Source organism: Flavobacterium muglaense (assembly GCF_014305155.1).
Taxonomy (GTDB): domain Bacteria; phylum Bacteroidota; class Bacteroidia; order Flavobacteriales; family Flavobacteriaceae; genus Flavobacterium; species Flavobacterium muglaense.
Genome location: NZ_JACRUK010000033.1, coordinates 17,170 through 43,614, shown reverse-complemented (window position 1 = coordinate 43,614; position 26,445 = coordinate 17,170). Strand labels below are relative to the sequence as shown.

The 26,445-nt window shown below is 33.4% G+C and carries 24 protein-coding genes and 1 pseudogene; 2 read left to right on the top strand and 23 right to left on the bottom strand.

Going from position 1 to position 26,445, the window contains the following annotated elements; all coding sequences use genetic code 11:
- Positions 1-658 precede the first annotated feature (658 nt).
- The 10 genes and pseudogenes from H8R24_RS12655 to H8R24_RS18430 form a co-directional block, all read right to left on the bottom strand.
- Complete coding sequence (locus tag H8R24_RS12655; protein WP_187019499.1) at positions 659-1,948, bottom strand: metal-dependent hydrolase; 1,290 nt, start codon at positions 1,946-1,948, stop codon at positions 659-661.
- A gap of 606 nt (positions 1,949-2,554) precedes the next feature.
- Positions 2,555-3,673, bottom strand: coding sequence for a tyrosine-type recombinase/integrase (locus H8R24_RS12650; RefSeq protein WP_262891101.1), 1,119 nt, complete (start codon positions 3,671-3,673; stop codon positions 2,555-2,557).
- Entirely contained in the window at positions 3,573-4,070 is a 498-nt protein-coding gene (locus H8R24_RS18320; RefSeq protein WP_262891102.1) for a tyrosine-type recombinase/integrase, read from the bottom strand. Before H8R24_RS18320 ends, H8R24_RS12650 begins: the two co-directional genes overlap by 101 nt.
- Positions 4,071-4,197: 127 nt before the next feature.
- On the bottom strand, positions 4,198-4,401 hold the full coding sequence (locus H8R24_RS12645; RefSeq protein ID WP_187019501.1) for a hypothetical protein: 204 nt from the start codon (positions 4,399-4,401) through the stop codon (positions 4,198-4,200).
- 295 nt (positions 4,402-4,696) lie between these two features.
- Positions 4,697-4,951, bottom strand: coding sequence for a hypothetical protein (locus H8R24_RS12640; RefSeq protein ID WP_187019503.1), 255 nt, complete (start codon positions 4,949-4,951; stop codon positions 4,697-4,699).
- A 2-nt stretch (positions 4,952-4,953) separates the two neighbouring features.
- Positions 4,954-5,937: pseudogene (locus tag H8R24_RS12635) on the bottom strand (VapE domain-containing protein); the annotation flags it as partial.
- Between the two features lie 59 nt (positions 5,938-5,996).
- Positions 5,997-6,251: a hypothetical protein gene (locus tag H8R24_RS12630; protein WP_187019503.1), complete on the bottom strand. Its 255-nt coding sequence runs from the start codon at positions 6,249-6,251 to the stop codon at positions 5,997-5,999.
- A 2-nt stretch (positions 6,252-6,253) separates the two neighbouring features.
- The gene (locus H8R24_RS18205; protein WP_317173680.1) at positions 6,254-7,783 is read right to left on the bottom strand and encodes a VapE domain-containing protein; all 1,530 of its coding nucleotides are present in this window, start codon (positions 7,781-7,783) and stop codon (positions 6,254-6,256) included.
- Positions 7,784-8,506: a hypothetical protein gene (locus H8R24_RS18200; protein WP_225876819.1), complete on the bottom strand. Its 723-nt coding sequence runs from the start codon at positions 8,504-8,506 to the stop codon at positions 7,784-7,786. It abuts the gene before it with no gap.
- A gap of 11 nt (positions 8,507-8,517) precedes the next feature.
- Positions 8,518-8,946, bottom strand: coding sequence for a TolC family protein (locus H8R24_RS18430; RefSeq protein ID WP_187019559.1), 429 nt, complete (start codon positions 8,944-8,946; stop codon positions 8,518-8,520).
- 366 nt (positions 8,947-9,312) lie between these two features.
- On the opposite strand from H8R24_RS18430, the gene H8R24_RS12615 reads away from it, so the two are divergent.
- Both H8R24_RS12615 and H8R24_RS12610 read left to right on the top strand, forming a co-directional pair.
- Positions 9,313-11,229, top strand: a complete 1,917-nt coding sequence (locus H8R24_RS12615) for a DUF294 nucleotidyltransferase-like domain-containing protein (RefSeq protein ID WP_187019505.1) — start codon at positions 9,313-9,315, stop codon at positions 11,227-11,229.
- Positions 11,230-11,231: 2 nt separating this feature from the next.
- Positions 11,232-11,828: a 3'-5' exonuclease gene (locus H8R24_RS12610; protein ID WP_187019507.1), complete on the top strand. Its 597-nt coding sequence runs from the start codon at positions 11,232-11,234 to the stop codon at positions 11,826-11,828.
- On the opposite strand, the gene H8R24_RS12605 is transcribed toward H8R24_RS12610, so the two are convergent.
- From H8R24_RS12605 to leuB, 13 genes are all read right to left on the bottom strand, one after another.
- Entirely contained in the window at positions 11,820-12,314 is a 495-nt protein-coding gene (locus H8R24_RS12605) for a 4'-phosphopantetheinyl transferase family protein (RefSeq protein ID WP_187019509.1), read from the bottom strand. The genes H8R24_RS12610 and H8R24_RS12605 overlap by 9 nt on opposite strands.
- Positions 12,311-12,565, bottom strand: a complete 255-nt coding sequence (locus H8R24_RS12600; RefSeq protein WP_187019511.1) for an acyl carrier protein — start codon at positions 12,563-12,565, stop codon at positions 12,311-12,313. Before H8R24_RS12600 ends, H8R24_RS12605 begins: the two co-directional genes overlap by 4 nt.
- A 10-nt stretch (positions 12,566-12,575) precedes the next feature.
- Positions 12,576-13,850 (bottom strand): beta-ketoacyl-[acyl-carrier-protein] synthase family protein, encoded by a 1,275-nt coding sequence (locus tag H8R24_RS12595; protein ID WP_187019512.1) that lies wholly within the window; start codon positions 13,848-13,850, stop codon positions 12,576-12,578.
- A gap of 29 nt (positions 13,851-13,879) precedes the next feature.
- Positions 13,880-14,326 carry a 3-hydroxyacyl-ACP dehydratase FabZ family protein gene (locus tag H8R24_RS12590; protein ID WP_187019514.1) on the bottom strand — a complete coding sequence of 149 codons (447 nt, stop codon included), beginning with the start codon at positions 14,324-14,326 and terminating at the stop codon, positions 13,880-13,882.
- Between the two features lie 10 nt (positions 14,327-14,336).
- Entirely contained in the window at positions 14,337-15,389 is a 1,053-nt protein-coding gene (locus H8R24_RS12585) for a type III polyketide synthase (protein WP_187019516.1), read from the bottom strand.
- Positions 15,386-16,099, bottom strand: coding sequence for a methyltransferase domain-containing protein (locus H8R24_RS12580; protein WP_187019518.1), 714 nt, complete (start codon positions 16,097-16,099; stop codon positions 15,386-15,388). Before H8R24_RS12580 ends, H8R24_RS12585 begins: the two co-directional genes overlap by 4 nt.
- 9 nt (positions 16,100-16,108) lie before the next feature.
- The gene (locus tag H8R24_RS12575) at positions 16,109-17,233 is read right to left on the bottom strand and encodes an NAD(P)/FAD-dependent oxidoreductase (RefSeq protein WP_187019520.1); all 1,125 of its coding nucleotides are present in this window, start codon (positions 17,231-17,233) and stop codon (positions 16,109-16,111) included.
- 108 nt (positions 17,234-17,341) lie between these two features.
- Positions 17,342-19,249, bottom strand: coding sequence for an acetate--CoA ligase (acs, locus tag H8R24_RS12570; protein WP_187019521.1), 1,908 nt, complete (start codon positions 19,247-19,249; stop codon positions 17,342-17,344).
- 481 nt (positions 19,250-19,730) lie between these two features.
- A complete protein-coding gene (ilvC, locus tag H8R24_RS12565; RefSeq protein ID WP_187019523.1) occupies positions 19,731-21,200 on the bottom strand; it encodes a ketol-acid reductoisomerase in 1,470 nt (489 codons plus the stop codon).
- Positions 21,201-21,210: 10 nt separating this feature from the next.
- Positions 21,211-21,738 (bottom strand): acetolactate synthase small subunit, encoded by a 528-nt coding sequence (gene ilvN / locus H8R24_RS12560; protein WP_187019525.1) that lies wholly within the window; start codon positions 21,736-21,738, stop codon positions 21,211-21,213.
- Between the two features lie 4 nt (positions 21,739-21,742).
- Positions 21,743-23,437, bottom strand: a complete 1,695-nt coding sequence (gene ilvB, locus H8R24_RS12555; RefSeq protein WP_187019527.1) for a biosynthetic-type acetolactate synthase large subunit — start codon at positions 23,435-23,437, stop codon at positions 21,743-21,745.
- Between the two features lie 152 nt (positions 23,438-23,589).
- Positions 23,590-25,263 carry a dihydroxy-acid dehydratase gene (gene ilvD / locus H8R24_RS12550; RefSeq protein WP_187019529.1) on the bottom strand — a complete coding sequence of 558 codons (1,674 nt, stop codon included), beginning with the start codon at positions 25,261-25,263 and terminating at the stop codon, positions 23,590-23,592.
- A 47-nt stretch (positions 25,264-25,310) separates the two neighbouring features.
- Positions 25,311-26,429 carry a 3-isopropylmalate dehydrogenase gene (gene leuB / locus H8R24_RS12545; RefSeq protein WP_187019531.1) on the bottom strand — a complete coding sequence of 373 codons (1,119 nt, stop codon included), beginning with the start codon at positions 26,427-26,429 and terminating at the stop codon, positions 25,311-25,313.
- Between the last annotated feature and the right edge of the window lie 16 nt (positions 26,430-26,445).

The window sequence follows — 26,445 nt, the reverse complement described above, 5'->3', positions numbered from 1 at the left end:
AAATCCTATTATAAGCGCTTTTTTAATCTCTAGAAAACGACGTTAATCAAAATATGCGTAGTTTTTCAGTGCCCTCAAGTAGATAGCCCCTTTTTTTTATCCGCGACGGGAGCGTCCGACACTTATTATTGTGACAATATGGTAGGGATTTTTCTTCCCTGCCATATTGTTGCAATAATTGCCTGTGGCGGAACATAAACGAATAGCGGGGGGCTCAGGTGCAACCGCTGGCGACGGGGCTAAGCGGTATATACTTTTAGCCCCGTTGCTAGTGGTTTTTTTGCACCGTGGTAGGGCAGGCCCCCCGCTATACCTATTGTGCCACTAATGGTAAAATCGGATTTTGTTTTTAACAAAAAGTGCAATGGAAAAAGAATGTTGGGGGGTTCGGGGGAGCCACCCCCGACACACGCATATCGACAAAGATTGGTAAGCGGTTCGGGAATTCTGATGCGAAGCGAAGGCGACGGAGCGAAGCGGAGTTTTTAAGGCGTTAGCCGTAAATATTTAAAACTCAATGTTATTGTTTTTGGGTTGCTTTTTCTGCAACTGAAAACAATATTATTGAATCCGAATTCTTTTATTTTTTTATGTGTGTGGCAATTTTTCTTTGCCACACTTATAAAAAACACTAAAAATAAATCCTATCTTTTTTTATTTACTTAATGATTTCGATATAAGTGATTTGTCCTGAATAAGTGATGTTTTGAGATTTACAAGTTTTAATTTTTGCTAATTGATTTTTATATTCTGGAATCATCAAATTAGTTTTTATGTGATAATTTGAAATTTTATTTTCGAGTTCAATTATATTTTTCTTGATTTCGTTTAGTTCGTAATTCGATAGTTTAGATTGTAATTTATTTTTTTGCTGTTGTAATTCATCCAGTGATAAATAATAGTTTTTGTTATCGTTTATTAGTTGGTTTTCTTCGCTTTTAAGCTTTAATTCCAATTCCGCAATCCTTTTTTGTTTGTTTGATAAAATTGTATCTTGAATGTGCGATTTAAAAGCCAAATTGTATTTATTCTCAATCTCAAATTTTTTCTTTAATTCTAAAGGATTATTTATCAATGAAGTTGCAAAGCTGGAGTAAATTGTTGCATTTGCTATAAATTTTCTTTTTATCAAATTATTTAGTTGTTCCTCAGTAAAATCAGTTATTTCAATTTTATTTTCGTGGATTTTATGATTTGTTTTTGTGGTTTTCAGCAATTTTATTTTAAGTCCCGGAGTGTCTTTTTTTAACGCTAAAACTTTATCTTGAGATAAAATATAAATTTCACTTTCAGAAGCTTGTATATAAGTTCCTTTTCCTTTGTATTTGGTTTGGTAAATGTTGTAATCGTAATCTATATTTAGAACGTTTGGAGATTTTTTATATTCTTTTATTTGGTGTTTTACATCATTGAAATTATTGTTTATTGTGGACCAAAAACCATTTGCAAATAAATCCTGCATAAAGAAAGTAAGAAAACAAAAAATAAATAAAATGATTCCTTCTTGACGAATATTTCCGCTTCTTATTCTCATTTCGGGATTGGCTGGTAAAACACAAGGATTTTTATAAAACGGATAAAATAAAGGAATTCCTTGAAGTGTAACCATATCAAAAATCAAATGAGAAAGAACAGAAAAAAATAAAATAATCGAAATGCTGTAATCGGCTCTAAAATTCTTTTCTATAAAAACACTCAAAAGACAAATTCCGATTAAAAAAAACACTGAATGTGTAATAGTTCTATGACCATAATTTACAGATAACCATTTAGCAATAGGATAAAAAGCTTTTCCAATCCAACTCTTAGTATGATCTATATCGGGCAATAAAGAACCAAATAACGTAGCTGTAATAAATATAGGATTCGCAAAAATATTCACTGAAAAAAAACTACAAAATAAACCTGTAAATACTATTCCTCCAGTTAAATGATTTGGTGCAGTCATAAGATTATGTATTGAATTTCTATGTTTTTAAATATTATTTTTTTGGTATTATTCTTAAGTTTTATAACTTTTTTATTGTCTAAATCTTCAATTAATTCTACAGTTCCAAAAGCGATTGTTTTACCATTTCTAGTATTTATCAATTTTACGTTTTCATTTATTAAAGATTCTAAATTCATTAGTGATTTTCTTCATATAATTCGTCAAATGCTTCTTGTCTTTTATCATTTTCAGATTCTTGATGTTTATTATTTACAGTTGATTTTTGACTATTACAACTATTTACAATCATTGCTATTATTACGACTATTATATATTTACTTCTCATTATTTATGTACTATTATTATTTGATTATTCTTTGTTAAGTCTTACTATTACTCACTTTGTATTATTTATTGACTATTATTTACTATTTATTTATGAGATACTATTATTTGATTATTATTTATTGAGTTTTATTATTATTTATTCTTACAATTATTTATTATTATTCTTACTTATTTACTTACTATTTACTATGTAATATACTTATATACGGAAAGGCGCGCACCCGACAAAATAAAGATAATGACGGGTTTGGAAATGTGCCAAAACCCGACAAAGTTTTACAAAAACTTCCTTTTGAAGTTCGCCATCAGCGGGCGCACCAAAAAAAGCAAAATCATAGCCATTGAACCGATGAACCGCAGGGCAGGTTCGTCCATTTCCCGCGAGAGGAAACGGAGCGAAGTAAGCAAGCCCAAAGACACCAAAATTATCCAAGTCATATCGATTTCGGGCAATGCGCCAGAATGGCGAATTTCCCTAATTGTTTGAGTATCCAAAAAAGGTTCTTTTTTGTATCGATTGATTAATTCAGAGATTGCCCGTGGGTTTCCCACGGTTTGATCATAAATATGATTCCAAAACAATTCCTTGTTTTGGACATCCAAATTATTAGCCAATTGATTTATCAATAAAAACGATTCGCGACGGTTCAAATTTTTCAATTCGACTTTCTCGAAATTCCAAATAAATGAAGTATTCACGGCTTTTACTTCACGTGCGCCCGCCACGATTATAAAAGTATCTTTTAATCGTTCGATTACTTTTTTAGCCGTAGGCGTGATGTTTGTAATATCATCGATAATCAAACAATATTCCAGCGGTTTAACCGCTGAAATAATGGTTTCACAAAGATTGATTGTATTTTCTCTTTGTATTTTTTTATTGATTTCATCGGTTGTAAAATCTTTCCACAACATAGCTAGAACGGTTTCTTTTTCCTTGAAAAGGAAAAGCAATATTTGCGCTAATGATTTCTTGATATTTTCGGTGTCATCCAAGCGAAGTATTTTTTTATCCGTGGTAATGTTTTTAAGCAAATGCGATTTGCCAACGCCAATATTTCCAATCAAAAGCGTATTTATGTTTTTATTGATATTGGTGTTTAAGTTCATCAATTCGGGATTCCTCCCGATTGTAAAATACGATTCCGTAAAATCAATATTTATGATTTTATCTAGTGGTTTTGGCACAAGAAAATTATATAATTTTTGATACCATTTAAGAGGCGAAGCCGTAACCGCATTAACCCGATTTCTTAATTCTTCCGTGGGAATTTCGGCATAAATCAAAGTAGTATTATAGTTCGTGTGTCCTAACATTTCTTTGATTTCTGCAAGCGAAGTGCCAGCAGATAAATGATGAGTTGCAAACGAATGCCGTAAGGCGTGCGGATGCAAATTTGGAATATTTGTTTTTTTTGCTGATTAGGTTAATCGCTTCCCACATTGTTTTTCTGGACAAATGTTTTCCTGCAAGCGATGGAGAAGGAAATAAATAAGAATCTGATTCAATTGAGATTTTGGCATTTGCCAAATAATCCGCAATAGCTTGGTACAAGCGGTTTGAAATTGGAATAGTGCGCAAATGTTTTGCACCTCTTTTTTTTGCTGATTGTATTGTTAGCGTTCGATTTTTGAAATCAAAATTTTTACATTTTATACTGCAAGCTTCGGAAATTCTCAAACCCGCATCCAGCATTAACAGTACGATAACACGATGTTTGATATATTTTATTGACTCTAGCATTTGCAAAGATTCTTCTTTGCTGATGTAATTAAATTGTTTGACTAACATAGGCGTGTAAATTTGATTATCTACGGTTTTTTATGGAGCGAGCGGTGTGCCAGCGGGTGCCAGCCACCAACCCCGATAGGGGCGCTTGCGTTTGGCTGGTTCCCGATGGTACACCCGAGTGGAATTTTTATTTTTTTTCCGAAATGAAATTAACGTTTTTGTACGGAATATCAGTAGGATTTGTTTTTTTGAGATACAAATAATGTTTGATTGTAGATTTCAAAAGTGGCTCTAATTCATCCATAGTTTTATTCATATCAAAATCACGAAATTCAAATTCATTTGAACTCAAAAAGAAATTAATGATTAAAGAATTGATTGCATTTTTCATAGTTTTCTATTTTTAAATTTCTCAAAAGTGCTAAAACATCTTACCATCTTACCCAGCCCAGTGATAGCTGGGCGGGTAAGATAAAAAAGCATCTTTTTTCATCTTACCCATCTTACCCAAATGTTAAAATTTTAACATTTGTCTTTTGGGTAACTTCGGGTAACTTATGGGTAACTTTTATTTTAAGTATCTTACCCAGTCTAAACCCTTATAAAATATAGTATTTATATAGATTGGGTAAGATGGGTAACTTATTTCACTATATTTCATATTTATTTTTTTACTGGAAATTGATTTAAACCAAAAAAACGCCATTTGCGATGCAAGTTTGACCTTTTGGCCATTGGATTTCTAACGATTCAATTTTGAATGATGGTTTATGATTTCCAAAAACTATAACGCTTCCAATTGGTGGATATGCTTTGATTTCTAAATGACAATCATTTTCCGAATTTGGATTTTGAGTATCAAAACAAAAAAGATTGATAATTTGATTTTCGTGTATTTCTTCGAATTTATCTAAGAAAAAATTCTTTGTTTTTTTCTTCATAATTAGTTTTGTTTTAATTCGATTTCAGTTTGCAAAACTGGTTCTACAGCTGGTTTAATATTTGGAATATGTGGGCTATCGGGTTTGTGAAAACTTCCTTCACGTAATGTATTATAATTACTTTCTTCATAAAGCGGTTTTGGGTGTAACCAATACCCGTAAACGCCTGTTTCTTTTGCCTTTTCATAACCCAAAGAATGCATTGCACGCCCAACGGCTACAGCATTGACATTAACGCCCAAAGGGCGCAAATAAACTAGTATATCAGTACTGGTAAAGTGTTTTCCTTGACCAAATTGGGCTTTTTCAAAATAACGCCCGATTAATTCCTGTTCGATTGAAAGTTGTTTGAATTTGGCGTTGCGTTTTTCGTTGTTTTCAATTTCTTCTTTTGACAAATCCCATTGATTGCGGTTTGTGGTAGATTTCCATAAGGCGTAAGCCTGAGCCCAAACAAAATCAACATTGCAATGTTTTGAGTAATCCCAATTAATGCCTTTAATATTAAAACACAACCAACGAACTGAGCCAGTTTCGTCAGCTAAAAAGCTTTGTTCGTTCGTAGAACCAACGAAAGAACAACGGCGCAATAAATTAGCTTCATTACGACCAAAAGGCACACGAATATTAATATTTTTCATAGAAAACAACGCTTTTAATTGCTTTGTATCTTGTTTATTTAAACTCGCTAATTCGTCAATATTTATCATAAAATTTCGTGCAAGCGAAATAATACCGTCTTTATCGGTTGTAATTCTATCGGTATAATATGCAGAAAGAGGGGCGGGGCTTAACCAGTTCCAAAACGAGGTTTTACCGTCGTTTTGATTAGAAACTAAAACCAAAGCTTGTTTATTAAAAAAGTGGTCATCCATTGCACAAAACACGGAACGAACGAGCCATTTTTTAAAATGGTATTCAAAAGCTGTAGCATCAAAAGCCAAAACATATTTTGCGAGGTTTGCAATGTGATCCGTTTGACCGTCCCATTTTGGGAGATTTTCAAAGTAATTATTTCATATTTATTTTTTTACTGGAAATTGATTTAAACCAAAAAAACGCCATTTGCGATGCAAGTTTGACCTTTTGGCCATTGGATTTCTAACGATTCAATTTTGAATGATGGTTTATGATTTCCAAAAACTATAACGCTTCCAATTGGTGGATATGCTTTGATTTCTAAATGACAATCATTTTCCGAATTTGGATTTTGAGTATCAAAACAAAAAAGATTGATAATTTGATTTTCGTGTATTTCTTCGAATTTATCTAAGAAAAAATTCTTTGTTTTTTTCTTCATAATTAGTTTTGTTTTAATTCGATTTCAGTTTGCAAAACTGGTTCTACAGCTGGTTTAATATTTGGAATATGTGGGCTATCGGGTTTGTGAAAACTTCCTTCACGTAATGTATTATAATTACTTTCTTCATAAAGCGGTTTTGGGTGTAACCAATACCCGTAAACGCCTGTTTCTTTTGCCTTTTCATAACCCAAAGAATGCATTGCACGCCCAACGGCTACAGCATTGACATTAACGCCCAAAGGGCGCAAATAAACTAGTATATCAGTACTGGTAAAGTGTTTTCCTTGACCAAATTGGGCTTTTTCAAAATAACGCCCGATTAATTCCTGTTCGATTGAAAGTTGTTTGAATTTGGCGTTGCGTTTTTCGTTGTTTTCAATTTCTTCTTTTGACAAATCCCATTGATTGCGGTTTGTGGTAGATTTCCATAAGGCGTAAGCCTGAGCCCAAACAAAATCAACATTGCAATGTTTTGAGTAATCCCAATTAATGCCTTTAATATTAAAACACAACCAACGAACTGAGCCAGTTTCGTCAGCTAAAAAGCTTTGTTCGTTCGTAGAACCAACGAAAGAACAACGGCGCAATAAATTAGCTTCATTACGACCAAAAGGCACACGAATATTAATATTTTTCATAGAAAACAACGCTTTTAATTGCTTTGTATCTTGTTTATTTAAACTCGCTAATTCGTCAATATTTATCATAAAATTTCGTGCAAGCGAAATAATACCGTCTTTATCGGTTGTAATTCTATCGGTATAATATGCAGAAAGAGGGGCGGGGCTTAACCAGTTCCAAAACGAGGTTTTACCGTCGTTTTGATTAGAAACTAAAACCAAAGCTTGTTTATTAAAAAAGTGGTCATCCATTGCACAAAACACGGAACGAACGAGCCATTTTTTAAAATGGTATTCAAAAGCTGTAGCATCAAAAGCCAAAACATATTTTGCGAGGTTTGCAATGTGATCCGTTTGACCGTCCCATTTTGGGAGATTTTCAAAGTAATTTTGAATAGGATTGAAGTCTTTGCAAAAGTCAGATTTCAAAATAGCGGAAAGATTTCCAATTGAAATTTTAATCCCGTGTTTTTGCAAATCCAAGTATAAATTATTCTCGTTTAATTCTTTCCAAACATCGGAATTAAGCGGAGCGATTTCGACAAACATTTTAATTTGATTGTAACGGAACTTGTATTTATTACTTATAAAATCTTCGGTTTGATGGAATATAGAATATATTTCCTTTGATTTATCAACGCTGGAAGCGGTGACATTATCAATCAATTTTTGAAAATCAGCTTTGTTATTTGTCTTAAAAAAATCGGCAACATCATTTATATCATCTGGTAAAACAATTTCTTTAACGTCATATTTCGCACCAATTTTTTTACGTGCATTTATGCCAGCTTCGTCATTATCGTAGCAAATAAAAATATTTTTATTGCCCAAAGATTTCATTTGTTCGGGCGTAATATTGTGATTTTCGGAACGAAAAGAAACGGCGTTAAAGCCGTTTGCATTAAGGATTTAACAATCCTTTTTGCCCGCACAAATAATAATAAATTCCGCTTTAGGATTTAATTGCTCAAAGCCGAAAATATCGCCAGAGCGAAATTTATTGAGAAAGAATTTAGTTGCTTTTTCCTGTTGTGGAATATAGATTTCGGCTACAGAATCGTTTAATTTATAGGCGAAGCCTAGAACTCCAGTAAACAATTTAAGCTTTGAAATTTCCTCTTTTTTGGAGTTGTAAAACTCAAATTTATCCAGTGCAAAAACATTGTATTTTTTAAGTATTTCCTGTGATACATTCCAGTTACTTTGCGAAAAATAATCTAAATGAGCCGTTTCAAATTTCTTTGTAGCAAAAGAAAAATGAGTGTCATTTATTTCAGTATTTGGGGCGGGATTTAATTCGGGACCAGGATCCGCAATATTTTTTCTTTTTTGATGTTCCGGAATAGGTTTTGTAAAATCGAAAGCGGGGAATTCCTTTGTGATTTCGCTTAAAACATCGTGAAAATTGCTTTTGCAATCAATGTTTTTGAGATCAGCTACAAACTGGAAGCAATCGCCTTGTTTTCCTGTAGAATTGCATTTAAAAGTATTATTTGCATATAATTTAAAGCTTGCTTTTTTATCCTTTGAAAAAGGCGAGGAAATGTTTCCTTTGGGAACATACGAGAGCTTTAAGAATGCTAAAAATATTTGTTGTTCGGATATTACTGATAATATTGTATTTTTGTCCATATAAAATAAATTTATTGATTAGTCAGATTAATTGATAAATACTCAAGTTCCTGTCGAAAGCAGGAACTTTTTATTTTTACTTCAAATTGTTTCATTTTGGTTATTAAATTTTTGCGCTTCGCAAAAAGCAAAAGATTAATTTTTTGATAATCATTTTGCACATTTAACCACATTTCTAGGGTTATTTTGTTGTTTTCATACTGGCTTTTTTTAAGGTTAAAAATTTCCTTTGCTAGTGTGGTATTTTCTAGCTCTAGACGTAAAATCTCGAATGTATTTAGGATTAATTCGTATTCATTAGAAAGGTTTTCCAAAGTTTTATTTTTCGCATCAAGAAGCTGAAATTTTAGCTTTTCGGCTTCAATTTCATTGCGTTTTTTGGTTTGAAAATAATTTGAAAAATTAGAGAAATTTATGCCGACACCGAAAGAATTATCAATTTGAAATTAATAACGCTGTCAATTTTCTGAATCTCAATTTTCGTGTAGTTTTTGAAAATTGTATCGGAAGTTTGCGCAAAAGAGTGATAATTTAAAATAGCAAATGTGAATGTAAAATATAAAGTAGGAAATCCGCCAACCTTTGAATTACAAATGGATTGCTGTATTTTTGAACTATAATTTATATTATGTAAAATAGAAATAATAAGAAGAACACTATCTATAATCTGTTAGCGATCATTACACTACAACACTGCATTATCTATCCTCACATAAAGATTGTATAACATCTTTAAATCTTAATAGGAATACAGACCAACTTACATTTAAAATTATTAATTTTGCTTCAGTAAAATTTATAACGCTATGAACACAATTGCCAATCATATTGCTGATTTTTTAAGAGAATATGTACCATTCAACAACTTGACTTTTGAGGAGTTGTCTACAATTGCTACGAACATTAGAGTTATAAATTTAGAAATTAATAAAACACTGTTTCAAATTGACGATTCATTGCATGATAGCTTTTATGTTGTCGCTTCTGGTTTGATTAATTTAACTGTTATTACAGATGCCGAAGAACGAATTTTAAATAAATGTCACAAAGGTTCCATATTTGGCTTGCGACCTTTTTTTGAAAAAAACAACTATATAATGACGGCTCGTGCACGTGAAGAAAGCGTTATTTACGCCATTCCTATCGCTGTTTTTCGTCCTTTTGTTGCAAATAATACTGAGGTTCTCAATTTTTTATTGGACAATTTTGCAGTAAATACTCGTAATTCAAAGTCGAATAAAAATGTGCATAGCAACCTTATTTCTGATACTGTTGCTTATTCCGGTCAACAATCTGAAATGCAATATTTTCAAAGTTTATCATACAACAATAGTCCTGTAATTGTAACTACAGCAACAATAGTGAAAGATGTTGCCCAACTAATGGCCGAAGCCCGAACGACTAGTGCAATTATTAGTGCAAACAATTTGCCTATCGGAATTGTAACTGATAAAGACATGTCTTCAAAGATTGCAACAGGTCAATTCGCAATTACTGTTCCAGTTAAGAGCGTTATGGTGTCACCCGTTATCACTGTTTTAGAAAATGTTTCATTAGCTGAAGCGCAACTATTAATGCTGAAAAATAATGTTACGCACCTCTGCGTTACAACGGATGGATCTGATAATTCGGAGGTTAAAGGCGTGATTTCAGAACATGATTTGGTTGTTGCTCAAGCTAATAACCCAGGCGTTTTATTAAAAGAAATTAAACATTCACATACTGCTTTAGATTTAAAACTTATTCGAACAAGACTTGCTGATTTGATTCAAATGTCTATTCAAAAAAATATTCCTCTTACACATGTTTCAAATATTGCTAGTGAAATCAATTTTGCTATCATTAAACGTGCTGTCGAAATTACTCTTTTGAAAATTGGCTCCGCTCCTGCTCGATTTGCTTGGTTAAGCATTGGTAGTCAAGGACGTAAAGAGCAATTACTACCTACGGATCAAGATAGTATTCTCATTTTTGAAGATGTTGAACCTGAAAAATACCGTGAAGTCAAAGACTATTTCCTTAATCTAGGTGAAAAAACAACTTTGATATTACAAGAGGTAGGTTATGAACTTTGCCCAAATGGACATATGGCTAGCAACAGACTTTGGTGTAAGTCACTGACAGATTGGACCAAACAATATAATAATTGGATCAATACTCCTGGTGAAAACAACAATGATTTGAGTAGCATCTTTTTTGATTATGAAATCGTTTATGGTGAACAAAAAATTGAAGACACCATTAATGAAATTATATTCAAAAATGTCACTAACAACACACTGTTTTTTGATTTCTTGGGTAACGATGCGCTGCGTAAAAATGCTCCATTAACTTTTTTCAAAAAATTTAATGTTGAAGAAGAAGGCCCGTATAAAGATAAGTTCGATATAAAAACCCGTGCCTTGATGCCATTAATAGATGGTGCTCGACTATTTACATTAAGTCATAATATTAAAGGAATTAATAATACCTACATTCGTTTCAAGCAACTGGCCATAACATTACCAAAATATGCTGAAATATTCTTAGAATGTGCTGAAGCTTTTTTAGTACTTTCAAAATTCAGAGCTTTGGAAGGCTTAAAAAATGATAATTCAGGTCAATATATCAATTTAGATGAATTGTCAAAAACAGATAAAGAAAAATTAAAAAATGCACTTGCTCCAATGAAAGAATTGGAAGACTTAATTAAAGACACTTTTCAACTGACTCAATTTTCATAAATATGCTGGACTGGCTTAAAAACATAAATAAAGATTATCCTGAATTTTGGAAAACCTATTTGTCTAAATTTGATAAAAAATCAAAAAGATATGTGGTTCTATCTACTGAAACCTCTGGATTAAACCTTCATCTAGATGTCATTTTTTCAATTAGTGCATTTGCAGTTGTTGATGACAATATCCTGATAGGAGACAATTTTGAAACGATCTTATTGCAGTACAAGTACTTTCACGAAAATAAAATTTTTAATGAATTCATTTTGGAAAGTAAAATGCCTAAACAAGGCGAAACAGAAGCTATTACTAACTTTATAGAATACCTTGGTAATGCAGTAATCGTTGGTCATCACGTAGATTTTGATGTCGAAATGATCAACATTGCTTTGGAAAAAATGGGATGTGGCCGTTTGAAAAATGAAGCACTAGATATTGATATTATGTATCGAAAGTTAAACGACATCACCGATAAGGATTTTTCATTGGATGAATTATCGGATGCTTTTAAAATTCCGGTAAGTGATAGAAACTCCTCTGCTCATGAGGCATATCGTATCGCATTACTTTTTCTTAAATTAAAATCGAGATTAGGTCTAAAATAAAACCAACGCAATACAGGCACTAAACCTGCCGTGATGACTTTTAGACACGATGTTTTCATCGGTAGTTGTACTGTTTTGTACATAAGGAAAACCATCTCTTTTATATATTAAATAGTCGTCTTTTATAAAATTAATTTTATCAAAATACAATGCCTCAACGGTTGCTATGGTATGAATTTTATCATTATCAATAGTTGTTTTTGTATAGTAGATTTCGTTCTTATACTGTACTTGTCCACAATTTTCATTGGTATAAATGCATTCAAACTGTGTAGGATTGAAAGCTCTAATTCGTGTCTGTCTATTGAATATCTTGTAAGCAGCTTCCTTCCTACTCCATAAATTCCAGATTATAACATCTTGATTTTCTGCTAAATGAATTAAATTTTGTTCGTGAATTGTAAAAAGTTTACCTAAATAACGAGCCCGTTTCCAATTGCTTTCTTTTTTGGCTAAAGCCAAATCCACAATATCATTCCCTATCATTTCTCTGCTAATTTAGCTTCGATAATATCTAATGTTGCTTTAACGGTTAGCATTTTTTCCATTGATTCATTATCAATATGAATTTCAAAAGCATCTTCGACATCTAAAATTATATCCACAAGATTGGCTGAATTGATGTTTAAATCTACTATAAAATCAGTGTTTTCATTCAATGATTCAAACGCTTCTTGATTATTGACAAATGGTTTAATGATGCTTTTTAGCTTTGTAATCGTTTCTTCTTTATTCATTATAATTATTTTATGTGGTATATTTTTTAAAAATTATACAGCCATTAACATCTCCAAAACCAAAGCTTGCTTTGGCAATTATGTTAATATCCGTTGAAATTAATTTTTGAGGTATTCTTGATGCATCAATTAAGGCTGTAATCTCAGGATGCAAGTCCGTACAGTTTATATTTGGAAAAATAAATCCCTGTTGCAATTGCAATATGGTAGCTACAGCTTCAATACTTCCCGCAGCTGACAAACAATGCCCTACCATTGATTTTAAGGAATTGATATACGGAAAATCCGTACCTGTTCGGCCTAATGCCGCTGTCCAATTTTGGATTTCTAAACTGTCTTTTGAAGTTGCTGTTAAGTGCCCGTTAATTGCATCTATATCATGTGCATCAATTCTTGCATTTTGAATGGCATTAGTAATACATTTTTTAACTGCTACTGGGTTTGGAGCGGTCATTGTTCCTTCACCACGTTGTCCTCCAGAGTTGATATTTCCACCGAGAATTTCTGCATAAATTTTAGCTCCACGATTCAAAGCTGTTTCTAGATCTTCAATCACCAATGCCCCTGCTCCACTTCCTGGTACAAAACCTGAGGCCGTTGCACTCATGGGGCGTGAACCTGACTCTGGATCATTATTGTGCTTAAAAGTACAAACACGCATCGCATCAAATCCTCCCCAAATATAGGGTCCAGAATCACTCGTACTTCCTGCTAAAATTCTTTTGGCCTGCCCTGACTTTATTCGATCAAAAGCCATCATGATACTTTCGGTACCTGTTGTACAAGCAGAAGAATTAGTAGTTACCTGATTTCCTAATCCCAATTTCCCGCCTAAGTAAGCACTTATTCCGCTGTTCATGGTTTGTGCAACTGCTGTACTTCCTAATCTTCGAGTTTGTAGATCATCAATTTTATAGATGCTTTCGCGAAATTTTTCAATTCCAGATGTTCCTGTTCCAAAAATAGTTCCGCTATCCCAATCTGGGTATTCCTTTGTTTCAATTGTTAATCCAGCATCTTGCCAAGCATCTAAACCTGCTATCACACCATATAAAATTCCGGTCGAATTAAAATTTCGCAACTCCAATTCCGTGAAATAATTCAACGATAATTCGGTGGAAATCTCAGGCTTACCGGAAATCTGACAAGAAAATTGCAAGCGTTCTAAGTCGGGATCTTTTTTGATTCCCGAGACACCATTTTTTATAGCATGTGTAAACGCCTCAAGTCCTACTCCATTTGGAGCAACGACGCCTAAACCTGTAATAACAACTCTCCTACTCATTTTCTTCCGTTTTTATTTTCTATCAAAAGCTAAATTACTTGCTTTCTAGTAGTAATCATACCAGCTATTTCACCTTGACAAACTAATTCGTTTAAGCTATTTTTCATACTAACTTTGCATTTCAATTTTCCAAAGCGGAAGTATATTTTTTCTGAAAAAACACGAACCTTTTCATTTGGAAAAACTGGTTTTATAAAATCAATATCAGTTGATGTTAAAGCAATTGAAATATCATAATTAAAGCTATTGTTTAACAAATAGATTCCCAAGCATACCACTCCAATTTGAGCCATTGTTTCGGTTAAAATAACTCCAGGTGTTACAGGATAATCCTTAAAATGACCTTTATAAAATTCTAGATTTTCATCAAAAGTAAAACTACCCTCCACTCTATTTTCATCGATGTTTAAGAGTTCATCAACGAATAAAAAAGGCTTCGAATATGGAAGATGCGCTATTATTTCTTGATGTGTCATTTATATACTTTTAAAATTGTAATAAAATACGCTGTGCTGAAAACCCCGGTCCAAAACTCAACATCAAGCCTTTTTCACCTTTGACAGGTTTCTTATCCATGAACCTTTCTAAAACATACAAAACGGTAACACTAGACATATTGCCATACAAGCGTAAAACTTCTTTTGTGTCATCGATATTTTTACCTAAAGTAGAAAATAATGCTTCTACAGTTTGCACAATTTTCTTACCACCAGGATGAAAAATTAAATGATCAATATCTGTAATATTTAAATTATTTTTCTCTAAAAAAGGATGAATAATTGCTGGGAAATGGGATGCAATAGTATTGGGAACTTCGATATCTAAGACCATTTGCAAACCTGAATTTGTTAGTTTAAACCCCATCATATGTTCATTATCATAAAAATGATACATTTCTTCGGCGAGTATTTCGGGACCTTCGTCCTCCTCATGGGAAGAAAGCAAAACACAAGCAGCACCATCACCAAAAATAGCCGCACTTACAATATTAGCCATAGAAAAGTCATCCAATTGAAAAGTAGCCGTTGGACTCTCTACAGCAATAACAGCAGCTCGTTTTCCTGGATTTGCTTTTAGAAAATTTTTAGCGTAAATAATTCCCGAAACTCCTGCCGCACACCCCATTTCAGTTACAGGCAGACGTACAATATCCTGACGCAATTGTAATTTATTAATTAAATAGGCATCCAGAGAAGGAATCATAATTCCAGTACAGCTCACAGTAATAATGTAATCCAAATCAGTTGGTTTCCAACTTGATTTTAATAAAGCTTTTTCAAGCACTTTCTCACCTAAATCGATTACTTCACGCACATAGATGTCGTTGCGTTCTTCAAATGAAGTCTTGGTAAAAACTTCGATAGGATCCATGATGGAATACCTTTTATCCACTGCAGCTCCTTCAAATATTTTTTTTACTTTTCGAATAAAACGATCCTCTTGCCCAGATAACCAACTATCTAGAAAAGGCATTATTTCCTCGGTAGTTCTTGAATATTTGGGTAATTGTTTTGAAACACTACTTATTTTAGCACTCATATTTTTGAAATTATCCATTCGTATCGAAAAGCCCAACGCCAATGAATGGTGAAATTTTTAAATTTTAGCTCATTCGAAAATCGCATTAGATCGGCTCTTTTAAAACCTCTTAATATTGACGTTAATCCATCTTCTCTTGACATATCATTCAACCTAAAAACCATGCAAACCAACTGAAACAAACGATAAGCAAGGCTACTTCTATGTAAATCATTTATTACTACACCTAGTTTTGCATTAGTATAAAAGGTATTCATTATATTCAATATTTCCTCTTCTTTAAAATGATGTAATGTCAATGTGCACAGGACTATATCATACTTTAGCTCACTAAATTTTTTATCAAAAATATCTTCTGAACGATAACTAATATTGGGATATTTTATTGATAAGTCCATCGCATGATTAATGGTAAATTGATTGGCATCAATTCCAATTAGCTTAAGCTTTAAATTATTTTTCATACCATATTCTGCAAGCGTACGTAGCATATCTCCATTACCACAACCAACATCAACTATTGTTATTTCCTCATGAATTTGTTTTTGTACTAACAAACGCTTGACTCCTTGTAAAGTTAGCTTGTTTCCTCCTAACTGCTGATTAATATTAGAAATTTGTCCCAAAGTTGTTATTAAAACATGTCCTTCGATGGTAAAATCATCCATAACCTCTTCCTTATCTGTTCTATATTTGGTACTTATAAACATTTAGTTCTTTTATATAATGAGCTTGCCATGTGTTTTTTTTATTATAATTGGTAACAAAAAGGGAAATAAGACTAAGGTACGTAAAATAAAAGAAGACAGTTTTTGCTTTCGCAAAATGGCTGATAAAAACCGTCCCGCTTGGAGTCTTGACCTAAAGTTTGTATTCCATTCAATCTTATATATTTTTTCTAATTCGCCTCTAGTTTTGATAGTTCCATTTTGATATTGACACACTAAGTCTGATGCAATTTTTGCACTGTGTATTGCCATCGCCATTCCATTACCACATAAGGGATGTATTAATCCAGCACTATCTCCAATCATAAGAACATGATTTTCGATAGTTTTCTTTTTTCGAAAAGAAATCTGACCTATCGTTAATGGCTTATCAAAAATAGCAGTACTTGATTCAAAAATAGATTTTAAAAACGGATTTTTATATAGAATATCCACCTGATAATCGGCTATGTTTTTATATTTTTTAAACGAATCATAATCACATAAATAACAAATGTTAATTTGATCATTTTCAACTTTTGAAACACCACAATAACCACCTTCAAAATTATGCAATCCTACTACATCATCTGTAAAATCACCATAATAATGTCCTTTTACCGCGAGCCAAGATGACTTCTTTTTGAAAAAACTTCTGTCCATCCTTTGATCCATTGAGGATCGCTTCCCAAAAGCTCCTAATACAATCTTCGATTTAAAATACCCACTGTTTTCCGTACTAACAGTAAATTGTTCATTTTTAAAAATAATATCGGTAACAGTATCTTTAATAACTATGGTTCCGTTAGCAATGGTTTTTTTATAAAGTAATTCATCTAAGGCGTACCTGCTAAGACCAAAACCACCTAAAGGCAATTTACAAGTAATTAGCCTCCCTGTCGATGTAGAAAATTCTAAATTTTTAATAGCCGTTGGATTCAAATCTGAAAGACTTATATCCAGCCATTTATAATATCCCAAAACTTCATTTGATATATATTCTCCGCAAACTTTATGCTTCGGGAAATCATTTTTTTCGATTACAACAACACTAAACCCTAGTTTTGACAAATGAATAGCTGCAGTTAATCCCGCTAGTCCACCTCCCACAATTATAACAGCTGAATCTATTTTCATATAGTATAAAATTAGGTTATTTCTTCGAATGAAGCTGTTTTTTAGTCTAAAAAAAAAAAGCTGCTTCAAGTTTTGAAGCAGCTTTTAACAATCTGTATTAAATAATTATTATTTACTTTCCTTTACAATCTCATCAATAATTTCAGGGTTTAGTAAAGTCGACATATCTCCGAAATTGGCATAATCACCAGCAGCAATTTTTCTTAAAATTCTACGCATGATTTTTCCCGAACGGGTCTTTGGTAAACCGGAAACAAACTGTATTTTATCTAGTTTTGCAATTGGCCCTACGTGATCAGAAATATGTTGATTGATTTCTTTGAATAAATTTTCTTTATTTCTAATTTCACCTGATTCTTTTAAAATCACATATCCATACAATGCATTTCCTTTTACATCGTGTGGGAAGCCAACAATAGCACTCTCTGCAACCGCTGGATGTTCATTTATCGCATCTTCGATCGGAGCAGTTCCTAAGTTATGACCTGAAACAATCACGACATCATCAACACGACCTGTAATTCTATAATACCCCACTTCATCACGTAAAGCGCCGTCACCTGTAAAAAACTTACCTGGATAAGCTGCGAAATAAGTGTCTTTGTACCGTTGATGATCACCCCAAATAGTTCGCGCAATTCCTGGCCATGGAAACTTTATACAGAGACTACCTACCACTTGATTACCTTCGATTTCTATTCGTTTTTCATCCATCAGTACCGGTTGAATCCCGGGTAAAGGCAAGGTTGCATAAGTTGGTTTTGTAGGAGTAACAAATGCAATAGGAGCAATCATAATGCCACCTGTTTCAGTTTGCCACCAAGTATCAACAACAGGACATTTTTTAGCACCAACATGATCGTTGAACCAATGCCAAGCTTCTTCGTTTATAGGCTCTCCTACAGATCCTACTACTTTTAAACTTTTTAACTCGTATTTACTTACGTATTCTAAGTTTTCTTTTGCCAAGGCTCTAATTGCTGTAGGAGCCGTGTAAAACTGTGTAATTTTATGCTTTTCTATGGTTTGCCAAAAACGACTAAAATCAGGATAAGACGGAACACCTTCGAAAATAACAGTAGTAGCTCCATTTAATAAGGGACCATATAAAATATAAGAATGACCTGTTATCCAACCAATATCGGCAGTACACCAGAAAACATCATTCTCTTCGTAGTTAAAAACATTTTTAAAAGTATACGCCGTGTGCACCATATAACCAGCAGTAGTATGAACCATCCCTTTTGGTTTTCCTGTAGAACCAGAAGTGTATAATATAAATAAAGGATCTTCAGCATCCATTATTTCAGCTACACAATTATCCGAGGCTTCATCAAGCAACGGCTGTAACCAGATATCTCTGTCTTCTTTCATTTCGACAGTATTATTTGTTCTTTTAACCACTAAGACCGTTTCGACTGAAGGACATTTCTCTAAAGACTCGTCTATAATCGATTTTAACTCAATTGTTTTATTACCGCGATAACCACCATCAGATGTGATAACCATTTTACATTCGCTATCAATTATTCTATTAGCAACAGCAGAAGCCGAAAATCCAGCAAAAATTACAGAATGTATCGCTCCAATCCTTGCACAAGCAAGTACTGAAATTGCTAATTCAGGAATCATAGGTAAATAAATACAAACGCGATCCCCTTTTTTAATGCCTTGCTCACGCAAAACATTGGCCATCTTACATACTTTTTGATGCAATTGATTATATGAAATATGCAAAGCGCTTTCATCGGGATTATTAGGCTCAAAAATAATAGCCGTTTTCTCTCCTCTTTTATTTAAATGTCTATCGATACAGTTTTTAGTGATATTTAGCTTTGCTTCAGTAAACCATTTAATATCTGCTTCTGCCATATTAAACTCAACCACTTTATCCCACTGTTGGTACCAAGTAAAGTTCTCTTCAGCAATTTTACCCCAAAATTTACGGGGTTCGCGTACTGATTTATTGTAATGTTTGAAGTATTGCTCTAAATTTTCAATCTTATAGTAACTCATGCGATATATATTTTTTATAAATGTATTAAATCTACCTCTATTCTTAAACTTATTTGTTTTATTAATTAACGAAAAAAAATAGTAAATCTATATAAATTTAATGCCTTTTATAAAAATATAACAAAAATGACCTATTTATCAAGTTTTCTTAAAAGCAAAAAAGGCAAACTAACAGAGTTAGCTTGCCTTTTTTACTTAACATTTCTCAACAATTAACATTATACTCCACACACATAAGCATCAAAAAACACCTATAAACATGCTACTTTCTTTCATTTTATTTGAAAAAAGTACAAACTTTATTTTGAATATATAAAAGGAATTACTTCACCTAATTTTAAAAACTAGGTGAATGTAAAAGCTACCTTTTATCATTATATCTTAATAAGTTGTTTACTAATCCAAAATACATGAAAAGAAACAAATGATATGGAGCCTTATCTCAACACACCCTCATGTGCGGTAATTCCTAAATTATACTTTATCCTATCTTTTTCATGGCAGTCATTGACTCTCTTAACCATGCACCTACTTCTTCGATTGGATGTTGTCTAATACTTTTATTAACAGCAATTAAAACGGCATTATCTACTCCTGTTGCAGTTGAAAATGGTTTTCCAATGATATTTGTTTCAACCGTTTTCATAAACTCAGTCAATAATGGTTTACAAGCATGATCAAATAAATAACAACCGTATTCAGCTGTATCCGAAATAATTCTATTCATTTCATACAATTTTTTTCTAGCTACAGTGTTAGCAATCAAAGGCAATTCGTGTAATGACTCGTAATAAGCAGACTCTTCAATAATTCCAGATTCTGTCATAGTTTCAAAAGCTAGCTCTACACCCGCTTTAACCATTGCAATCATCAAAACTCCATTGTCAAAATATTCTTGTTCTGAAATCGTTGCTTCTGTTGGAGCTGTTTTTTCAAAATTTGTTTCAGCAGTTGCTGCTCTCCAAGTCAATAAGTTCACATCATCATTGTTCCAGTCAATCATCATATTTCTTGAGAACTCACCAGAGATGATATCATCCATATGTTTTTGAAACAACGGACGCATAATATCTTTCAACTCATCCGCTAGACGGTATGCTTCGATTTTTGAAGGATTAGAAAGACGATCCATCATATTGGTGATACCACCATGTTTCAAAGCTTCAGTTACCGTTTCCCAACCATATTGAATCAATTTTGAAGCATAACCTGGCTCGATACCTTTTTCCACCATTTTGTCAAAACACAAAATAGAACCTGTTTGCAACATCCCACAAAGGATTGTTTGCTCTCCCATTAAATCCGATTTTACTTCGGCAACAAAAGAAGAGTTCAATACTCCTGCTTTATGACCACCAGTAGCAACAGCATACGCTTTTGCTTGCTCGAAACCTTCATTATTTGGGTCGTTTTCTGGATGTACAGCAATTAATGTTGGTACACCAAAACCTCTTTTATATTCTTCACGTACTTCAGATCCTGGGCATTTAGGCGCACACATAATAACAGTGATGTCCTTACGGATTTGCATTCCTTCTTCAACGATATTAAAACCATGAGAATAAGCAAGAGTCGAACCTTGTTTCATCAACGGCATAATCGCAGTAACAACAGCAGTGTGTTGCTTATCTGGAGTAAGATTACAAACTAAATCAGCAGTTGGAATTAATTCTTCATAAGTTCCCACATTGAAACCATTATCAGCAGCATTCATGAAAGAAGCTCTTTTTTGAGCGATTGCTTCTGCACGTAATGCGTAAGAAATATCTAATCCTGAATCTCTCATGTTCAAACCTTGATTTAAACCTTGAGCTCCACAACCTACTATAACTACTTTTTTTCCTTTTAAAGCTGCTATCCCATTTGCAAATTCTGCTTGATCCATGAATTCGCAAACTCCTAATTGTTCTAATTGTAATCTAAGTGGTAATGAATTGAAATAATTTGCCATTTTTTAATTTTTATTTTTGTTTTAATTCTTCTAATAATGCTGAGATTTCCATTTTTTCTTTAGAAATCGATATTCTTCCTGAACGCACAAACTGCATGATTCCGAAAGGTTTTAATTTTTGATATAACTCTTCAATTTCTGAACGTTGTCCAGATTTTGAAATCACAAAAAAGTCTCTTGATACAGTAACTATTTCCGAGTTACTTTCTTTGATTATATTTTGAATTTGTCTTTCGTCAAATAATAAGCTGGACTCAATTTTAAACAAAGCATTTTCTAAGAAAATAGTTTCATCATCAACGTGATAAAATGCTTTGATCACTTCGATTTGCTTTTCAATTTGACCTACAATATTTTGAACCCATTTTTCAGTAGTATTAACTACGATAATAAAACGAGAAACCGTTTCAATCTCTGATTCCGAAACGTTTAAACTCAATATATTAATGTGACGCTTTAAGAATATACCTGATATTCTATTTAGTAGTCCAACGTTATTTTCTGAATAAACAGAAATTGTGAATGTTTGATTTTCCATACTATTAACTTAATCTGATATCCGAAACCGAAGCTCCAGTAGGTATCATTGGGAATACATTATTTTCTTTTTCTACCATAACTTCAAGGAAGTACGATTCTTTTGACGCTATCATTTCAGCAACAGCAGCATCAAGATCTTCTCTTTTTGTTACTTTCTTTGCTTTGATATAATACCCTTCAGCAATAGCAACAAAATTTGGATTTGTCATCTCTGTTGAAGCATATCTTTTATCAAAAAACAATTGTTGCCATTGGCGTACCATTCCTAGAAATTCATTATTCAAGATCACAATTTTAACAGGAACCTTTGTTTGAAATATGGTTCCTAGTTCTTGAATGGTCATCTGGAAACCTCCGTCACCAATAATAGCAACTACTTCACGTTCTGGCATTCCCATTTTGGCACCAATCGCTGCTGGTAAAGCAAATCCCATGGTTCCTAATCCTCCAGAATTGATAATGCTTTTCGATTTATTGAATTTGGCATAACGACAAGCAAACATTTGATGTTGTCCTACGTCTGGAACAATAATCGCATCTCCCTTAGAATGCTTGTTAATCATTTCGATAGTTTCACCCATAGAAATTCCTTCTTTCGTAGGTGCTAATTCTTCATTGATTACTGTATCTAATTCTATTTCGTATAATTTCTTGAATTCATTGTGCCATGAATCATGTGATTTTTCTTCGATTAAAGGTAACAAAGCAGCTAAAGCTTCCTTAACATCTGCCAAAACAGCAACATCTGCTTTTACATTTTTATTAATCTCAGCTGGATCAATATCAAAGTGAATTACTTTTGCTTGCTTAGCATAAGTTGCTAAATTCCCTGTTACACGATCATCAAAACGCATTCCTAATGCAATTAAAACATCACATTCGTTTGTCAATACATTAGGCGCATAATTACCGTGCATTCCTAGCATTCCTACATTTAAAGGATGATCTGTAGGTAAAGCCGAAAGACCTAGAATAGTCCAAGCAGCAGGAATTCCTGATTTTTCAACAAATGCTTTTAACAACTCCTCGGCTTGACCAAGAATTATTCCTTGACCAAAAACGATGAACGGCTTTTTGGCATTATTAATTAACTCAGCAGCTTCTACTACTTTCTTTTGTTTTAATTTAGGCAAAGCTACATAACTTCTGATTCCAGTACATTTTTCATAGCTGAACTCCATTTCGTCAAATTGCGCATTTTTAGTAATATCTACTAAAACTGGCCCTGGACGACCTGATCTCGCGATGTAAAAAGCCTTTGCCATGATTTCTGGAATCTCCGAAGCCTCAGTAATTTGATAATTCCACTTTGTAACTGGAGTCGAAATTCCGATAATATCTGTTTCCTGAAAAGCATCCGAACCTAATAAATGTTTCCCTACTTGACCTGTAATACAAACCATTGGAGTTGAATCAATCTGAGCATCAGCAATACCTGTAACCAAGTTTGTTGCTCCAGGACCAGAGGTAGCAATAGCGACACCCACTTTTCCAGTTGCTCTTGCAAATCCTTGAGCAGCATGCGTTGCTCCTTGCTCATGACGTACTAATACATGATGCAATTGATCTTTAAACTTATATAATTCGTCGTAAACTGGCATAATTGCACCACCTGGGTAGCCGTAAACCAAATCTACTCCTTCTTCTAATAGACATCTAATAACGGCTTCTGCGCCTGATATTTTATTTGTTTTCATTTTGTTTCTATCTTATGATCCTCCCCCCAACCCCCTCCAAATGAGGGGGAGAGAAAACGCAATGGGAGTGTTTTTTATAACTTCTAACTTTTTTATTCTGACTTCAAACTTCAAAACCTCGTCTGCCCTCCTTCCGAGGGGCTGGGGGAATATTATTTATCAGTTACACATCCTGTTGAGGCACTTGAAACTGATCGTATGTACTTTAATAAAACTCCTTTTTTGATACTTGATTCGGGTTGCACCCAATTAGCTTTTCTTGCTGCAAACTCTTCATCCGAAATCTTTAGATTAATAGTATTATTGACCGCATCAATAGTAATAATATCACCATTTTTAACTAGCGCAATTCCACCACCATCATAAGCTTCAGGCGTAACATGTCCTACAACAAAACCATGTGAACCACCAGAAAATCTACCATCAGTAATTAAAGCTACACTTTTACCTAAACCGGCACCCATAATAGCTGATGTAGGTTTAAGCATTTCAGGCATTCCTGGCCCTCCTTTGGGTCCACAATACCTAATGACGACTACATTACCTGGTTTAACTTCTCCACCACGAACTCCAGTGATAACATCGTGTTCGTTTTCATAAACAATGGCATCTCCTTCAAAATACTCTCCTTCATTACCACTAATCTTAGCCACACAACCTTCTTCGGCAAGATTTCCGTACAAAATTTGGATGTTTCCTGTTGCTTTTAGTGCTTTTTGGATTTCATGAATTACTTCTTGACCGTCATTTAAATCCGGAACTGAAGCTAAATTCTCCGCTAAAGTTTTCCCTGTTACAGTTAAACAATCACCATGTAGCAATCCTTCTTTCAATAAATACTTCATTACTGCAGGAACTCCTCCAGCTTCGTGTAAATCTTCCATTAAGTATTTACCACTTGGTTTCAAGTCGGCAAGTAATGGTGTCTTATCACTAATATCTTGAAAATCTTTCAAAGTAATTTCAATATCAACAGAATGTGCCATTGCAATTAAGTGCATTACCGCATTTGTCGAACCTCCTAGTACAGCCACCATTGTAATTGCATTTTCAAATGCTTTACGAGTCATGATGTCTCTAGGTTTAATATCTTTTTCTAACAAGATTCTGATTGCTTTTCCGGCATCAATACATTCTTGTTTTTTCTCTTCGCTTAAAGCTGGATTTGAAGAACTGTATGGCAAACTCATTCCAAGCGCCTCAATTGCTGATGACATGGTGTTAGCGGTATACATACCACCACAAGCACCTGCACCAGGACAAGCATTTTGAATTACTCCTTTGAAATCATCAGGTGAAATCGTGTTGCTGAATTTTTTTCCTAAAGCTTCAAAAGCAGAAACTATATTCAACGACTCTCCCTTCCATTTTCCAGAATGAATTGAACCTCCGTACACCATAATTGCTGGACGATTTACTCTTCCCATTGCAATTACAGATCCTGGCATGTTTTTATCACAACCTGGAATAGCAATTAAACTATCGTACCATTGTGCTCCCATTACTGTTTCGATAGAATCAGCAATAACATCCCTAGAAACTAATGAAAAACGCATTCCGTCAGTACCATTTGAAATACCATCACTAACTCCGATTGTATTAAAAATTAAACCCACTAAATCTTCTTTCCAAACACCTTCTTTTACTTGCTTTGCTAATCCATTAAGATGCATGTTACAAGTATTCCCCTCATAACCCATACTCACAATCCCTACCTGTGCTTTCTTTAAATCTTGTTCAGTTAAACCAATTCCGTACAACATAGCTTGCGCTGCTGGTTGTGTTTCGTCTTGAGTTATGGTTTTGCTGTATTTATTTAATTCCATTATTTGTTATTTTTGTCGTATTTTAATTTTTAATTTTTTTTCGAAAACTATACAATTGTGGATTGCCCTAGGTTTACGTTGTCTAATTTAAAATATAAATCTCCTTTATTTAATATATAATTTGCAATATAATCACCCACTTCGTTTGTTCCTATTTTCGAATCAACTTTTAAATCGATCGTTACAATTTGATTGATAATTGCTTTTTCTACCGCTTCAATAATAGCTTTTGATTCTATTGAAAGTCCAAAATGCTCTAATAACATTGCTGCTGATAAAATGGAAGCAATTGGATTTGCACAGTTTTTACCTTTTACTTCACTGTAACTTCCGTGTATTGGTTCAAAGAGCGAATATTTTTCACCCACAGAGGCTGATGACATTAAGCCCTTTGATCCTGCAATTACACTAGCTTCATCTGATAAAATATCTCCAAACAAATTATCTGTTAGTAAAACATCAAATTGTCTTGGATTTAAAATAAGCTGCATGGCTGCATTGTCCACATATAAAAATTCTAATGTTACATCTGGATAATCTTTAGCGATTATCTGAACCACTTTTCTCCATAAACGAGAAGTTTCTAATACGTTTGCCTTATCAACTAGTGTAACTTTCTTGCGTCTTTCTTGAGCAGCTTTAAAAGCTAGGTGAGTGATTTTGGCAATTTCATCTTCATTATATTCACACAAATCTGAAGCATACGTTCCAGCTTCATTTAAGTGTTTTTCTCCAAAGTACATTCCGCCATTTAATTCTCTGTAAATAACAAAATCTGTTCCTTGCAGAATCTCCTTTTTAATAGGAGAAGCGTCCATTAATTTAGGATACGCTTTTATAGGTCTAATATTAGCATACAAACCCAATTCTTTTCGAAGCTTTAATAAACCTTGCTCTGGACGAATCTTTGATTCTGGATTATTATCATATATAGGATCTCCAATCGCTCCAAACAAAATAGAATCGGTGTTTTTACACAAATTTAAAGTTTGATCCGGAAGCGGTTTCCCAGTTCGTTCTATTGCTACTGCACCGATTAAGGCGTCTTCAAAAGTAAATTCATGACCAAATACTAAGGCAACAGCAGCTAGTGCTTTTTGCGCTTGTAATATTACCTCTGGTCCTATACCATCACCGGCTAAAACCGCTATTTTTAATTTCTTCATGGAATATGGTATAAAA